Annotated in this window: 11 protein-coding genes; 6 read left to right on the top strand and 5 right to left on the bottom strand. The window is 71.6% G+C overall.

Translation table 11 applies throughout. The features are described from left to right. Positions 1-259 precede the first annotated feature (259 nt). Both ACIQRL_RS35820 and ACIQRL_RS35815 read left to right on the top strand, forming a co-directional pair. The gene (locus ACIQRL_RS35820) at positions 260-1927 is read left to right on the top strand and encodes a histidinol-phosphatase (protein WP_401339499.1); all 1668 of its coding nucleotides are present in this window, start codon (positions 260-262) and stop codon (positions 1925-1927) included. Beyond that, positions 1927-2775 (top strand): hypothetical protein, encoded by an 849-nt coding sequence (locus ACIQRL_RS35815; protein ID WP_401339497.1) that lies wholly within the window; start codon positions 1927-1929, stop codon positions 2773-2775. Before ACIQRL_RS35820 ends, ACIQRL_RS35815 begins: the two co-directional genes overlap by 1 nt. 52 nt (positions 2776-2827) lie before the next feature. Here ACIQRL_RS35815 and ACIQRL_RS35810 read toward each other — a convergent pair whose 3' ends face one another. From ACIQRL_RS35810 to ACIQRL_RS35795, 4 genes are read right to left on the bottom strand one after another with little or no spacing between them, the layout of a single operon-like run. Next, on the bottom strand, positions 2828-3283 hold the full coding sequence (locus tag ACIQRL_RS35810; protein WP_401339494.1) for a MaoC family dehydratase: 456 nt from the start codon (positions 3281-3283) through the stop codon (positions 2828-2830). Next, entirely contained in the window at positions 3280-4806 is a 1527-nt protein-coding gene (gene menE / locus ACIQRL_RS35805; protein ID WP_401339492.1) for an o-succinylbenzoate--CoA ligase, read from the bottom strand. Before menE ends, ACIQRL_RS35810 begins: the two co-directional genes overlap by 4 nt. Before the next feature lie 10 nt (positions 4807-4816). After that, positions 4817-5689 (bottom strand): amidohydrolase family protein, encoded by an 873-nt coding sequence (locus tag ACIQRL_RS35800; protein ID WP_401339649.1) that lies wholly within the window; start codon positions 5687-5689, stop codon positions 4817-4819. A gap of 11 nt (positions 5690-5700) precedes the next feature. Further along, complete coding sequence (locus ACIQRL_RS35795; RefSeq protein WP_401339490.1) at positions 5701-6618, bottom strand: SDR family NAD(P)-dependent oxidoreductase; 918 nt, start codon at positions 6616-6618, stop codon at positions 5701-5703. A gap of 256 nt (positions 6619-6874) precedes the next feature. On the opposite strand from ACIQRL_RS35795, the gene ACIQRL_RS35790 reads away from it, so the two are divergent. Together ACIQRL_RS35790 and ACIQRL_RS35785 are read left to right on the top strand one after the other, a co-directional pair. After that, a complete protein-coding gene (locus tag ACIQRL_RS35790; protein WP_401339489.1) occupies positions 6875-7303 on the top strand; it encodes a MarR family winged helix-turn-helix transcriptional regulator in 429 nt (142 codons plus the stop codon). After that, a complete protein-coding gene (locus tag ACIQRL_RS35785; protein WP_401339486.1) occupies positions 7300-8067 on the top strand; it encodes an IclR family transcriptional regulator in 768 nt (255 codons plus the stop codon). Before ACIQRL_RS35790 ends, ACIQRL_RS35785 begins: the two co-directional genes overlap by 4 nt. A 100-nt stretch (positions 8068-8167) precedes the next feature. Here the strand turns inward: ACIQRL_RS35785 and ACIQRL_RS35780 are convergent, their stop codons facing one another. Then, positions 8168-10924, bottom strand: a complete 2757-nt coding sequence (locus ACIQRL_RS35780) for an FAD/NAD(P)-binding protein (protein ID WP_401339485.1) — start codon at positions 10922-10924, stop codon at positions 8168-8170. A 302-nt stretch (positions 10925-11226) separates the two neighbouring features. Here ACIQRL_RS35780 and ACIQRL_RS35775 point away from each other — a divergent pair, with 302 nt between their 5' ends. After that, the gene (locus tag ACIQRL_RS35775) at positions 11227-12522 is read left to right on the top strand and encodes an Ig-like domain-containing protein (RefSeq protein ID WP_401339482.1); all 1296 of its coding nucleotides are present in this window, start codon (positions 11227-11229) and stop codon (positions 12520-12522) included. A gap of 242 nt (positions 12523-12764) precedes the next feature. After that, on the top strand, positions 12765-14165 hold the full coding sequence (locus tag ACIQRL_RS35770; protein WP_401339481.1) for a glycoside hydrolase family 16 protein: 1401 nt from the start codon (positions 12765-12767) through the stop codon (positions 14163-14165). Positions 14166-14185: the final 20 nt, after the last annotated feature.

The following is a 14185-nucleotide window of genomic DNA, read 5'->3' as shown; positions in this document are numbered from 1 at the left end:
CGCCATCGAGTCGACCCCAGGGCTTCAGTGCGGTGTCATCCGGGGGTCCTGGGAGCGCGCCATTCTCCAACGCGTGGACGACGGAAGATCGGCCGGGCGCGGTGGCACGCGGCCGTACGACGAGGGTGGCGCGGCAAGGGGCCGCCGCCGGGCGTACGGCGGCGACCGCGCGCCGGATACGGCCGCCACCCCTCGCGCGACGAACACGCCTTCCCCTTAACGTCGTTCATGACCCTCTGACCTAGGGACCGACACGACCATGACCGAGCAGCGACTGCCCACCTGGGCCGATCCGACCGTCTCCCCCGCCGCGCTCGATCCGCAGGGCCTGTCGCGGCGCGGACTGCTGCGCGGTGCCGGCCTGTTCGGGGCGGCCTTCGCGGCCGGCTCGCTCGCGACGCCCGCGGCGGCGTCCGGGAGAGGCCACGGCGGCAGCGACCCGCGCCTCGCGTATCTCGTGGGCGACCATCACGTCCACTCCGTCTACAGCCACGACGCGAAGTACACGTTCTCCCAACTCGCCCGCGCCGGGGCCGAGTACGGCCTCGACTGGATGGTCTTCAACGAGCACTCCAACTTCGGGCACGCCTCCTACGGCGCCCGGCTGGAGCACCAGGAGATCCTGAAGGCGCGCGCCGCGAACCCGCGCCAGCTGATCTTCCAGGGTCTGGAGTGGTACATCCCGGCGGCCGAGCACGCCACCGTCTTCGCCGCCCCGGGCCCGCACGAGGTGGACCTGCTCACCCAGTTCGAACTCGCCTACGACGGGAAGCTGTTGGGCTACACGGCGGGCTCGCCGACCAGCCCCGACACGGCCCGCAACGAGGCGCACGCGGTCAAGGCCGTCCAGTGGCTGGCCGAGCGGCGCCGCACCGGGTACGTCGACGACGTGCTGGTCCTCGCCAACCACCCGTCACGCCTGGGGATCGACTCCCCGCACGAGATACGCAACTGGCGCGACGCGGCCCCCGAGATCGTGATCGGTATGGAGGGCGCGCCCGGCGCCCAGGGCGGCGGTATCCCCGGCTGGGTCGGCTCGGGCCAGCAGCGCGGCGAGTACGTCAACAAGCCCTCGGAGAGCTCCTTCGCCGGCTATCCCGAGGACGCGTACGTCCTCTACGGCGGCTTCGACTGGATGACGGCGACGGTCGGCGGCATGTGGGACGCGATGCTCGCCGAGGGCCGGCTGTTCACCATCACCACCAACTCCGATGTGCACCGCGTCGTCTTCGACACCTGGAAGAACGGCGACTGGGCGCCCGGACAGAACTTCGACAACACCGGGCACGTCCCCGACCCGGTGAACACCGACGCCCAGCAGCCGGGCGGCGACTTCTGGCCCGGCCAGTTCAGCCGCACCCACGTCGGCGTGACCCACTACGGCTACCGCTCGGTGATGGCGGGCCTGCGCGCCGGCCGGGTCTGGCTGGACCACGGGCATCTGCTGGACGGGCTCGACGTCCGCCTGAAGCGGGACCACGACCACGGGGCGGGTGTCACCCTGGGCGGCCGCCTGCGCGTCCGCAAGGGCGACCGGCTCACCCTGTCGGTCACCGTGACGACGGCATCACGCCCCAACCCGCGGGGAATCCTTCCGGAGTTGGCGCATGTCGACGTGATCCGCGGCGCGGTGCGCGGCCGGGCGGAGGACCGCGATGTCTGGCGGGCTCCCGACACCAAGGTGGTCCGGACCGAGGACGTGAGCGGCCGCAAGGGCACGTACACCCTGCGCGTTCCGCTGGTCGCCGGCGACGAGCCGTTCTACGTCCGGCTGCGCGGCAGCGACGGCAACAGGAACGGCGCCGGTTACCTCGGTGCGGCGATCGACCCGCACGGCCCGATTCCGCACGTGCCCGGAAACGGTGACCCGTGGGTCGACACATGGTTCTACTCCAACCCGGTGTTCGTCGATGTGGAAGGCTGCTGATGAAGCGTCACTTACTTTCCCTCACCTGCCTGTTGGGCGCTCTCACGGTCGGCGTGAGTACGTCCTCCGCGATGGCCGGCGAACCCGTGTGGACCGAGACCGGCACGTCGTACGTCGACTCGCTGACCGGTGGACAGGGGCTGGCGAGCCGGGCGGACGGCTCGCTGCTGCACCGCGGGCTCGCCTCCATTCCGCTCGTCCTGCGCATCAAGGGCTGGAACCATGTGGGCGACCCGGACATCGCCCAGGGCTATGTGTTCGACGCCTACCAGGGGCCCGACACGGCGCCCTCGAAGATGTTCGCCGTCACCACACCCGCGGGCAGGCGCTTCGAGTACGTCCACCAGCTCGACGCGGGCGAGAAGCTGAACAACTCCTTCGCGACCGTGTCGCCCGACGGGCAGTGGCTGGTGTCCGGCGAATGGGGGGACCAGAACCGGCTCCAGGTCTTCCCCGCCCCGCTGCTCAACCCCTCGACCCCGCCCACCGGCGGCGCGCTGCCGCAGGCCGGGCAGATCACCTTCGACAGGCCCGTCCGTGACATCCAGGGCTGCGACTTCGTCGACGACACCCGGCTGCTGTGCGCCTCGGACGACAGCTCGCGCGCGCTCTTCCCCGAGGACCGGCCGCTGCTCCAGGTCGACCTGGACCGGAAGGTGGACGGCCGGCCGGTCACGGGGCATGTCACCAGCCTCTTCGCCCTGCCGCAGCGCAGCCTGTGCACGGACGGGACGTACGAGGCGGAGGGCGTCGACTACGACACGGCGAGCGGGACGCTGCGCGCCGCGGTGGTCCAGCCCGGTACGTGCAGCGTCGCGACCTCCGTGTACGCGTACCGGCTCAGGTAGGGGGCGCGGCCGCTGCGGAGGGGCCCCGGAGCACCGCCGCGACCCCCGGGTCTCAGACGGAGAACCGCGACAGGCTCCGCAGGACGGCGGCGGGTTTTCCGCCGCCGTCGATCTCCACCGTGCCGTCGACGGCGATCTGCACTCCGCCCGGCACGTCCTCGACGGAGGCGAGCCGCGCGACCAGCCGGATGCGGGAGCCGGCCTTCACGGGGGCGGGGAAACGCACCTTGTCGAGGCCGTAGTTGACCTTCGTGGTCACCCCCTCGACCTCAAGGAGCTCGGTGAAGAGCGGGATGAAGAGGGAGAGGGTCAGGTAGCCGTGGGCGATGGGCGCGCCGAACGGTCCCTCGGCCGCCCGCCGCGGGTCGACGTGGATCCACTGGTGGTCGCCCGTGGCCTCGGCGAAGGTGTCGATCCGCTCCTGGGTGACCTCGGTCCACTCACTGGTGCCGAGGTCGGCGCCCGCGAGCTTCCTGAGTTCGTCGAGGCCGTTCACGATGAGGGTCATGCGTTTCCCTGCCTGATGCGGTAGCCGGTGCCGTAGCGGGTACGGACGCGGGATTTGAGGAGCTTTCCGGAGGCGGTGCGCGGCAGTTCGTCCACGACGACCACCGACTTGGGGATCTTGTACTTGGCGAGACGGCCGGAGAGCGTGGCGAGGACCTCGTCCGGGTCCAGTTCGACGCCCTCACGGGCCACGACCACCGCGCGCGGGACCTCGCCCCAGGTGTCGTCGGCGACACCGATCACGGCGCACTCGACGATGCCGGGGTGGGCGAGGAGGAGGTCCTCGATCTCGGCGGGGTAGACGTTCTCGCCGCCCGAGATGATCATGTCCTTGATGCGGTCCACGATGAACACATAGCCGTCGTCGTCGACGCGGGCTGCGTCCCCGCTGCGGAACCAGCCGTCGGTGAACGCCGCGGCCGTCTCCTCGGGCAGCCCCCAGTAGCCGGGCATGACATGGGGTCCGCGGACGACGACCTCCCCCGTCTCCCCCGCGTCCACCGGGGTGAGGTCCGGCCGGACCACCCGGACATCGCTGAAGAAGTGGGGAACGCCCGCCGAACCGGCCTTGGCGACCGCGTGTCCGGCGTCCAGGAAGAGGGTGCCGGGCGCGGCCTCGGTCATCCCGTAGCCCTGGAGGAAGGTGAGCCCGCGTTCCTGGTAGGCGGCGATGAGCGGGTTCGGCACGGGTGAGCCACCGCAGGTGAGGATGCGCAGGGAGGACAGGTCGGCGTCGGCCCAGCGGGGGTGGCGGGCCACCCGGTCGAACATGGTGGGAACACCGAACATGAAGGTGATCCGGTGCCGTTCGATCAGGTCGAAGGTGGCCGCCGGGTCGAAGGACTCGGTCAGGACGCAGGTGCCGCCCTTGAGGAGCACCGGCAGGGTGAGCATGTTCAGGCCCGCTGTGTGGAACAACGGCGCCGAGACCAGGGCGCGTTCGTCGGCGGTCAGGTCGTGGTCGACGAGGACGTTGACGGCGTTCCAGGTGAGGTTGCCGTGGGTGAGCATCGCTCCCTTGGGGCGGCCCGTGGTACCCGAGGTGTACATGATGATGCAGAGGTCGTCGGCGGCGACCGGCCGGTCGATCGGCTCGTCGGGCGCGTCGGCGATCAACTCCTCGTAGGAAGTCCCCACTTCGATGACGGTACGGACTTCGGTGCCGTCCGGGGGTCCGACGGCGAGCCCGGCCTGGGCCGACGCGTGGATCAGGACCTCGGCGCCCGAATCGGCGAGCTGGTAGGCGATCTCGGGACCGGCGAGGCGCGGGTTGAGCGGCACGAAGACGGCGCCGAGCAGACCCGCGGCGAACAACGTCTCCAGATACGAAGGGTGGTTGGGGCCCAGATAGGCGATCCGGTCCCCGCGCCCGATGCCCAGGGTGCGCAGGGCGTGCGCGAGTCTCGTGGTGCGGGTGTGCAGTTCGGCGTAACCGAGCATGTCGTCGCCGTGGATCAGGGCGGTGCGGTGCGGGGTCTTGCGGGCCCGGCGTGCGGGCCACGACCCCAGTCCCTCGTTGCGCATCGGGCGCCCCTTACGGTGTGAGCCCGAGGAGCCGGGCGGCGTTGTCCTTGAGGATCTTCGGCCTGACCTCGTCCTTGATCGGAAGCTTCTCGAAGTCGGCGAGCCAGCGGTCCGGGGTGAGCACGGGGTAGTCGGAGCCGAAGAGGACCTTGTCCTTGAGCAAGGTGTTGGCGTACCGCACCAGTTGGGGCGGAAAGTACTTCGGCGACCAGCCCGACAGGTCGATGTGCACGCCCGGCTTGTGCGTGGCCACGGCGAGCGCCTCGTCCTGCCAGGGGAAGGACGGATGCGCCAGGATGATCTTCAGGTGCGGGAAGTCGGCGGCCACGTCGTCCACATGGAGCGGATTCGAGTACTTGAGCCGGATCCCGCCGCCGCCGGGCACTCCGGCGCCGATCCCCGTCTGCCCCGTGTGGAAGAGGGCGATGGTGCCGGTCTCCTCGATGACCTCGTAGAGGCCGTACGCCACGGAACGGTCATCGGGGAAGAAGCGCTGGATGCTGGGGTGGAACTTGAAGCCCTTCACCCCGAACTCCTCGACCAGGCGCCGGGCCTGGCGCACCCCCGCCTTCCCCCGGAAGGGGTCGATGGAGGCGAAGGGGATCAGCACGTCCGGGTTGGCGGCGGCCGCTTCGGCGACCTCCTCGTTCGGGACGGGTTCGGTGCCGGTGGCGGACTCGGCGTCCACCGTGAAGATCACGGCGGCCATCCTCCGCTCGCGGTAGTACGCCGCCGTCTCCTCCAGGGTCGGCCTCCGCTCGCCCTCGACCTTGAAGTAGGCGCTGGAGGCGTCGTGCAGACGGTCGTCGAGCGAGGAGTGGCCCTTGGAGGACACCTCGGCGTGGGTGTGGACGTCGATGGCGACGAGTTCGTCCGGGTTCATGGGAGGAGTCATCACGCCTCCGCCGTCTTCGGCGCGGGAGTCCCGACGGTCTGCGGTTCGGCGCCCAGGGAGGCCGCCCAGACGTCGGCGAGCGTCTGCGGGGTCCAACCACCGTCCGCGTAGGCCGTCTTGATCTCCTGCGGATGCGACCAGAGGGCGACCTTGTCGCCGCCGATGCCGATGGCCTGCCCGGTGATCCCGCGGGCGGCCTCGGAGGCGAGGAAGGGGACCAGGGCCGCGCAGTCCTCGGGGGTGCCGAAGCCCTCGCCCTTGCGCAGGAAGTCCGGAAGCGGTGTGCCGTCGCGCAGTGCCTCGACGTACGGGGCGAACGCCGGGATCGTCTCGGTCATCGCGGTGGCGGCGACGGGAACGATCGCGTTGACGGTGATGCCCGCGCGGCCCAGTTCCATCGACCAGGTCCGGGCCATGGCGGCGATGCCCGCCTTCGCGGCGGCGTAGTTCGTCTGCCCGAAGTTGCCGCGCTGTCCGGCGGGCGAGCCGACCAGGACCATGGTGCCGCCCTCACCCTGTGCGCGCATCCGCACGGCGGCGGCCCGGGCGCAGGTGAAGGTGCCCCTCAGATGGGTGGTGATCACCGCGTCGAAGTCGTCGTCGGTCATCTTCCAGAGCACCTTGTCGCGCAGGATGCCCGCGTTGGTGACGAGGATGTCGAGTCGGCCGAACTCCCGTACGGCGCGGGCGACGAGCCGGTCGGCGGCCTCGGCGGTGCCGACCGCGACCACCTCCGCGACGGCCTGCCCGCCGGACTCCTCGATGGACTTCACGGCCTGCTCGGCGACGTCCTCGTCGATGTCGTTGACGACGACGCGGGCGCCGACGGCCGCGAGGGCACGGGCGTAGGCCAGTCCGAGGCCACGGCCGCCGCCGGTGACGACGGCGGCCTTTCCGGTGAGATCGATGGGAGGCAACGAGGGGTCCCTTCACGTGGTGCGGGCGCCGGCCCGGAGCGCGGCTGCCCGCTGGAGGTGACGTCGAGATCGAAGCTAAGAGCAATAGTTGTCGACGTCAATAGTTGTTGCCGTCCGGTCGATACGGCATGCTGGGTCCGTACGTCCGAACCGCCCCCGCCCGGGGCCAGGCCCCAGGGAGCCCGTCATCGCAGGTCAGCAGCGCGCCGCAGAACACACCGGGGGCCCCGTCAGCATCGACGCCGAGGAGCCGTGGATGCGCGGCCTGCACGCGGACACCGGCTATCTGCTGTACCGGCTGGGCCTGCGCTCGGGACAGTTGTTCAACGCGTTCCTCCAGGAGTCCGGGCTGCGGCTGCGCCACTACGCGCTGCTGCGGTTCCTCGCCACCTCCAAGGGCGCGTTGCAGCGGGAGCTCAGCTCGCGGCTCGGCTACGACCCGAGCGCGATCGTCGGGCTCGTCGACGACCTGGAGAAGCTCGGTTTCGCGGAGCGCAGACCCTCTCCCGACGACCGCCGCAGCCGGATCGTCGTTCTCACCGCGGACGGCCGTGCCTTCCTGCGGGACACGGACGAGGCAGGACTGCGCGTGACGAACGACCTGCTCCAGCCGCTGGATCCCGCCGAGCGGGAGACCCTGCACGCGCTGCTGCAACGGATCGCGGACGCCGAACTGAACTCATGACCGCCCTGTCCGCCCCCGCTCGCCTCCTCGCCGTGCTCGCCGCCTTCGACCACGAGCACACGGCGCTGTCCCTGACGGACATCAGCCGCCGGGCCGGCCTCAGCCTCACCACCGCCCACCGGCTGGTGGCCGCGCTCACCGAGTGGGGCGCGCTGGAGCGGGACGCGGACGGCGTGTACCACGTGGGCCTGCGCCTGTGGGAGGTCGCGGCGCTCGCCCCGCGCGGTCTCGCGCTGCGGCAGATCGCCCTTCCGTACCTGGAGGACCTGTACGAAGCGACGCACGAGAACGTGCAGTTGGCGGTCCGTGACGGCTCCGAGGTCGTCTACATCGAGTGGATCGCCGGGCGCTCGTCGGTCGGCGTACGCATTCAGGTGGGCGCCCGCTGGCCGCTGCACGCGACGGGCGTCGGGCTCGCGCTGCTCGCCCACGCGCAGTCCGCGTTCCAGGACGCCTACTGCTCAGGACCGTTGGCCTCCTACACGCCGTACACGATCACCGAACCGGCCCGTCTGCGACGCGCCCTGGCCGAAGTCCGGCGTACCGGCGTGGCGGTGAGCACCCGTCAGGTGACCGATGACGCCCTGTCGGTGGCCGCGCCGGTGCGCGACGCGGACGGTACGGTCGTCGCGGCCGTGTCGCTCGTCGTGCCCCAGGCCGACGCGCAGGTACCGGCGTTGATCCCGGCGGTGCGACTGGCGGCCCGCGGAATCTCCCGGGCCCTGGGCTGGCGCCCGACGACGAGGACGGAACCGCACGCCTGACGCGAGCGTGCGCGGACTCACCTTGCGGGAGCGCGGGCACGGGTGGTGCTGCCGTCCCGCGACGGCGACACCGCCGGGCAGAGCACGCGCCCGCCCCGCCTCACTCGGGCAGCGCTGCCAGCAGGCGGCGGTCCCGGGGTGCGTGGCCTCGGTCGAGGCGGGTGTCCAGGAGGCGGCGGGCCGCATCACAGCGGCCCGCCGCGACCAGGGCGTACAGCAGCGTCTCCTCGACGACCTCGCGCTGGGCCGCGCTGCCGCCGACCCTGCCGAGAACGGGCAGGAGCGCGTCCAGTCCCCGGGCGGCCTCGTGGAAGCGCTCCTCGACGAGGGCGGCGAACGCCTCACAGAGGGGGACGACGACCTCGCGCTGCACGGGGTCGGCCCCGGCGGCGTGGTCGCGCAGCCGGCGCAGCGCCGCGAGGTCACCGGCGGCGGTGAGGGCGACCGCCGCGTGCAGCGCGGTGAAGGCGGTCGCGGGCCGTTCCACGATCTCACGGGCGACGCTGTCGAGGACGTCCGCCGCCGGTACCCGCCCCTGCCAGCTGTCGCTGAGCCGGGCCCGCCACAGCAGCGACCCGGAGTCGACCAGGGCCCGTACGCCGGTCACCCGCCCCGGCGCGAGCTGGGCGAACCAGCGTCTGCGGACGGCGGCGGGGTCGTCCAGGGCCAGTTCGTGCAGCGCGATGTGCCAGGAGAAGTGGGCCCGGTGGACGGCGCCCCGTCCGTGCCCCGAGACCCAGGCGTCCAGCCAGTCGCGGCCCCGCTCGTGGGCCCCGGACTCGTAGTGGACGTGGGCGAGTGCGTGCACGGCGTGTCCGGAGGCGGGCTCGACGGCCAGCGCGCGCCCGGCCAGCTCGGCGGCCTCGTCGTAGCGGCCCTGCTCCTGGCGCAGGAAGGCGAGGAGCGAGGCCGGGAACCAATGCCCGTCGTAGGCGGGCGAGGTGCGCTCGACCAGGCTCGACGCGTACGCCGTGTCGAGGTCGTTGAGGCCGGAGAAGGCGATGGTGGGGACGGCGGCGGCGAGCGCCAGCGCGTCGGCGGGGTGTGCGGCGAGGTGCCCGAGCAGGGCACCGGCGCCCGCGTCCGGAGTGTCGCCGTGCACGCGGCGGGTCACCACGTCGACGAACGAGCGCTCGCGTTCGTCGGCCCGTTCCCGGGCGCAGCGCTGCGCGTCGGCCAGCGCCCTCGGTACGTCGACGTCGGCGCCGCACTCGTGGCCGAGCAGGGCGAGGGCCGCGTGCCCGAGCGCGAAGCCGGGGTCGAGGGCGACGGCACGCGCGAAGGCGTCCTCGGCGCCGGCCCTGACCTTGAGGACGCGTTCGAGGCCGGTGCGGTGGGCTGCCGCCGCCTCGGCGTGGGTGGACAGATGAAGCCCGTGCGCGTCGAGGGGCCGTCGGCGGGCGGGGCGCCGGAGCGGAGTCAGCGGCGCGAGCAACTGCTCGGCCAGGTCGGCGGCTTGGACGCGGATCTCGGGGACGGCGGTCGTCTCCCACAGTTCGCCGCGGCGCGGGGCACCGAGGGTGAAGACCGGCGGCCCGGTCCGGCCCTCCGCGTCGAGGAGCCGTCCGTCGCGGGTCGCGACGCCGAGGCCCAGCGGGCCGGGCACGGCGGCACCCGTGTCGAACAGCGAGCGCCACAGGGGGTCTTCGGGGCGCGGTCCGGGTCCGGTGCAGTCGATCACCCAACCGGCCGTGAGGTGAAGGCCGTTGGAGAGCGTGACCAGCACGGAGCCGTCGGGCCGCGCGACGGCGTCGGTGATCCCGCCCGTGTGGACGCGCAGCCGCCGGGCCGTGCGGGCGCGGGCCAGCGACTCGGCCGTCGTCGGTGCCATCCGGTGGCGGTGGGTGTTCCACAGCGCGCCCTCGCGCCGCAGGAACGCGGCACGTTCCTCGGGTGTGAGGCTGCGCCACAGGCGCGCGGTGTGCGGGCGCAGACTGTCGAGCGCGGGACGCCAGTCGCCATGGGCGCGCACGGCGTGGCCGATGTGGCGGTAGACCGTCCGGCGCAGCGTGGACAGGGTCGGAGCGTCGAGCCCTTCGGGGGCGGCCATCGCCGGAGCGGGACTCAGGGCGTGCGCCTGCGGCAGCAGCCCGGTGCGGGACAGGGCGTGCACGGTGCGTCCGGGACGGTCGAGGCTGAGCGCGAGGTCGACCGCGGTGAGCCCGGTGCCCACCAGCAGCACGTCCGCGCCGGCACCGTCCCTCACCCTGTCCCTCACCCCGTCCTCCGCGCGGCCCTCCGCGCCGTCCTTCGCGCGGGCGTCCGGTCCGGCGAGCAGTCCGTCGAGGGCCCCCGGTGCCCAGGGTGACCCGATGAACCGTTCGGAGGTACGGAGTCCGGGCGGGGCCCAGTCGCCGGTCGTGGCCGCCGGTCCGGTGGCGAGGACCACGCTGTCGGCGAGCAGGCTTTCCCCGTCGGCGAGCCGGAGTTCCAGCCGGCCGTCCGGAGTCCGCGCGCAGCCCTCCGCCCGGGTCCGCAGCCGCTGTACGGCGACGGTGCCGTGGGCGTGGACGATCGCCTGCCCCAGGGTGTCGGCGAGGTAGGCGCCGTAGCGGTAGCGGGTGGCGAAGTCGCCTCCCCTGACGGTGGGTTCGCCGTGCCGGCACAGCCAGCGGGTGAAGTGGCCGGGGTCGTCGGGGTAGCAACTCATGCCGCCGGCGGGCACGTTCAGCCGGTGCCGGGGGTCGGTGGTGGCGTACGCGGTGCCGCGTCCGGCTTCGGGGGCGGGATCGACCAGGACGAGGTCGAGGGGGGTGCGGCGGCGGGCGGCCGTCTCGCACAGCTGCACGGCGGTGAGCGTGCCGGCGGCGCCCGCCCCGACGATGGCCACGGTGTGCCGCTCAGGGGCTGGATTCACGGATACCTCCGGCGTGGTCTGGTGCGGAACCGGCAAGCGGAACTTCTCCTTCACTCTCGCGACCGGAGAGGCCGAAAGGGGCTCCCGGAGGGGTTCTCACGGAAAACTCAGGGTTCCGGTAGGGCACTTCATACTCTGTTCACAATCCAGGGCGGCCCGGCAACCGTGGATTCAGGCCGTCTCTTCCGGCGTCTTCACCGGAATCTCAGGCAGGAGTAGCCGGATTCAAAGAATCAACCCATGGAAGTCGCGCAGGATGCACCCGCAGTGATGGTGAGCGAAGAACCGAGGAAAGGCGTTCCGTGGGCGTCCCTGAGATATCGAATCGGCCCGAGTACGCACCGGGGGACCCGGGACGGGCGCGGCCTCGTCCGGGGCGTCCGGCCTGGTCACGGCGGGGAGTCCTCGCGGCCCTCGGCACGGCCGTACCGGCTGTCGCGTTGAGCGGATGCGGTGACGCGGCGGACGCCACCGAAGGGAAGGGCGCCACGGCGACCGGCCGCACCGGGGCCGGGAGCACGACGAAAGCCCAGGTGAAATCGCCGAGGGTCACCGTCTCGCCGGCCGACGGCACGAAGAAGGCCGACTTCACCAGACCGGTCGAGGTCTCCGTGGCGTACGGCACGCTGTCGACGGTCGAGGTGACCGGCAACGACGGTTCCGCTCTGGCCGGATCCTTCAACGACGACCGTACGCGGTGGACCTCCGCCAGGAATCCGTACTCCGGCACCAAATACACGGTCACGGCGAAAGCAGCCGGCGCCCCGGAACACACCGCCGCCTTCGTCACGAAGTCCCCGGGAGAGACATTCGCGGGCTATTTCACGCCCGAGGCGAATTCGACCTCCGGTGTCGGCATGCCCGTGTCGATCAACTTCACGAACCCCGTGACGGACCGGGCGGCCGTCGAGAAGGCCATCACGGTGACGGCGGAGCCCGCGGTCGAGGTGGTCGGTCACTGGTTCGGGAACACCCGGCTCGACTTCCGTCCCGAGCGGTACTGGGCGGCCGGCACGAAGATCACACTGAGCCTGCGCCTGAAGGACGTCGAGAGCGCGAACGGCGTCTACGGCGTCCAGTCCAAGGACGTCACCTTCCACATCGGCCGCCGCCAGGTGAGCACCGTCGACCTCGCGAAGAAGACCATGACGGTGGAGCGGGACGGGGCGGCGCTCGCCACCTACCCGGTCAGCGGCGGCGCTGCGGACCACACCACCTGGTCCGGGATCATGGTGATCAGCGAGCGGTTCAAGCAGACCCGGATGGAGTCCTCGACGGTCGGGCTCGGCGACGAGTACGACATCGCGGATGTGCCGCACGCCCAGCGCCTGACCACCTCCGGCACCTTCATCCACGGCAACTACTGGGCTTCCGGCTCGGTCTTCGGCAGCAGCAACACCAGCCACGGCTGTGTCGGCCTGCACGACGCGAAGGGCGCGAACGACAGCTCCGTGCCGGGCTACCGGTTCTACGAGAGCTCGATGCTCGGTGACGTGGTGATCGTCGAGAACTCGGGCGAGCGGACCGTCGAAGCGTCGAACGGCCTCAACGGCTGGAACCTGTCCTGGTCCGACTGGAGGGCCGGGAGCGCCCTTTGACAGTCGCGTCCGAGATGCGGGCCCCAACTGGGCGCACCAGCAGGCCTCTTCGGAACACCGGCTTCTTTCACGGCGTGAACTCCCTTACGGGGAAAGGACTTTCTCGGCTTCACCTCTTGACGACCGGAGTGACAGAGAGCACATTGGCCGCGCAGCTGCTGTGAGAGCGCTCTCAACTGGCCATGGGAGCGCTCTCACCCCCCCACCCGCGCACCCCACACTCCGTACGCGAAGAGGCACCCATGAGTGAAACTTCCGGCACACCCAGACGCGGCTCCGTCCGGCGCGTGCTCATCGCCGTGTTCAGCACGCTGAGCCTGGCGGCGGCCGCCGCCACCGCGGCCACCCTCCCCGCGAACGCGTCCGCCCCCACACCCCCCACCGGCTGGTCCCAGGTCTTCCTCGACGACTTCAACGGGGCCGCCGGAAGCGGCGTCAACACCGCCAACTGGCAGTACACGACGGGCACCAGCTACCCGGGCGGACCCGCCAACTTCGGTACCGGCGAGGTCGAGACGATGACCTCCAGCACCAACAACGTCGCCCTGGACGGCAGCGGCAACCTGCTGATCACCCCGCGCCGCGACGCCGCGGGCAACTGGACCTCGGGCCGTATCGAGACCACGCGCACCGACTTCCAGCCGCCCGCCGGAGGCAAGCTGCGCATCGAGTCCCGGCTGCAGATGCCGAACGTGACCGGCGCCGCCGCCAAGGGCTACTGGCCCGCCTTCTGGGCGCTGGGAGCGCCCTACCGCGGCAACTACCAGAACTGGCCGAGCGTCGGTGAACTGGACATCATGGAGAACGTCCAGGGCCTCAACACCGAGTGGGCCACGATGCACTGCGGCACCAACCCGGGCGGTCCGTGCAACGAGACCAGCGGCATCGGCAACAACACCCCCTGTACCGGCACGACCTGCCAGGCCGGTTTCCACACGTACGCGATGGAGTGGGACAGGTCGACGAGCCCCGAGGAGATCCGTTTCTACCTCGACGGTGTCAACTTCCACACGGTGAAGGCCAACCAGGTCGACGCGACCACCTGGGCGAACGCCACCAACCACGGCTACTTCATGATCCTGAACGTCGCCATGGGCGGCGGCTTCCCGGGCGCCTTCGGCGGCGGCCCGGACAGCGGCACGGTCCCCGGCCACCCGCTCGTCGTCGACTACGTGCAGGTGCTCCAGTCGGCCGGCAGCGGCGGCGGCACCACTCCGCCGCCCACGGGCAACCGTGACGCGTACAGCGCCATCCAGGCGGAGTCGTACGACGGGCAGTCGGGCGTCGTCAGCGAGACCACCACCGACACCGGTGGCGGCCAGGACATCGGCACGATCGCGAACGGCGACTACGCGCTCTACAAGGGCGTCAACTTCGGCTCCACGGCGGCCACCCAGTTCTACGGCCGGGTCGCCAGCGGCGCGGGGAGCGGGGTCAGCGGCCTGGTCGAGGTGCGCCTCGACAGCCGTACGAGCACTCCGGTCGCCAGCTTCGCGCTGGGCAACACCGGTGGCTGGCAGTCCTGGAGGACCGTACCGGCGAACATGAGCTCCGTCACCGGGACCCACGACGTCTATCTGACCTTCACCAGCGGCCAGCCCGCGGACTTCGTGAACGTCAACTGGTTCGACTTCGGGCACTGAGAGTTCGGACCCCGTCCGCC

It is taken from the genome of Streptomyces sp. NPDC091209 (assembly GCF_044757755.1).
Classification (GTDB): domain Bacteria; phylum Actinomycetota; class Actinomycetes; order Streptomycetales; family Streptomycetaceae; genus Streptomyces.
Note: the sequence above shows the minus strand (reverse complement) of the source record. Positions and strands in the feature narration are given on the sequence as shown.

Coding starts and splice junctions, on each gene's coding strand:
- ACIQRL_RS35820 (WP_401339499.1), top strand. CDS start 260: ATGACCGAGCAGCGACTGCCCACCTGGGCCGATCCGACCGTCTCCCCC.
- ACIQRL_RS35815 (WP_401339497.1), top strand. CDS start 1,927: ATGAAGCGTCACTTACTTTCCCTCACCTGCCTGTTGGGCGCTCTCACG.
- ACIQRL_RS35810 (WP_401339494.1), bottom strand. CDS start 3,283: ATGACCCTCATCGTGAACGGCCTCGACGAACTCAGGAAGCTCGCGGGC.
- menE (WP_401339492.1), bottom strand. CDS start 4,806: ATGCGCAACGAGGGACTGGGGTCGTGGCCCGCACGCCGGGCCCGCAAG.
- ACIQRL_RS35800 (WP_401339649.1), bottom strand. CDS start 5,689: ATGAACCCGGACGAACTCGTCGCCATCGACGTCCACACCCACGCCGAG.
- ACIQRL_RS35790 (WP_401339489.1), top strand. CDS start 6,875: ATGCGCGGCCTGCACGCGGACACCGGCTATCTGCTGTACCGGCTGGGC.
- ACIQRL_RS35785 (WP_401339486.1), top strand. CDS start 7,300: ATGACCGCCCTGTCCGCCCCCGCTCGCCTCCTCGCCGTGCTCGCCGCC.
- ACIQRL_RS35770 (WP_401339481.1), top strand. CDS start 12,765: ATGAGTGAAACTTCCGGCACACCCAGACGCGGCTCCGTCCGGCGCGTG.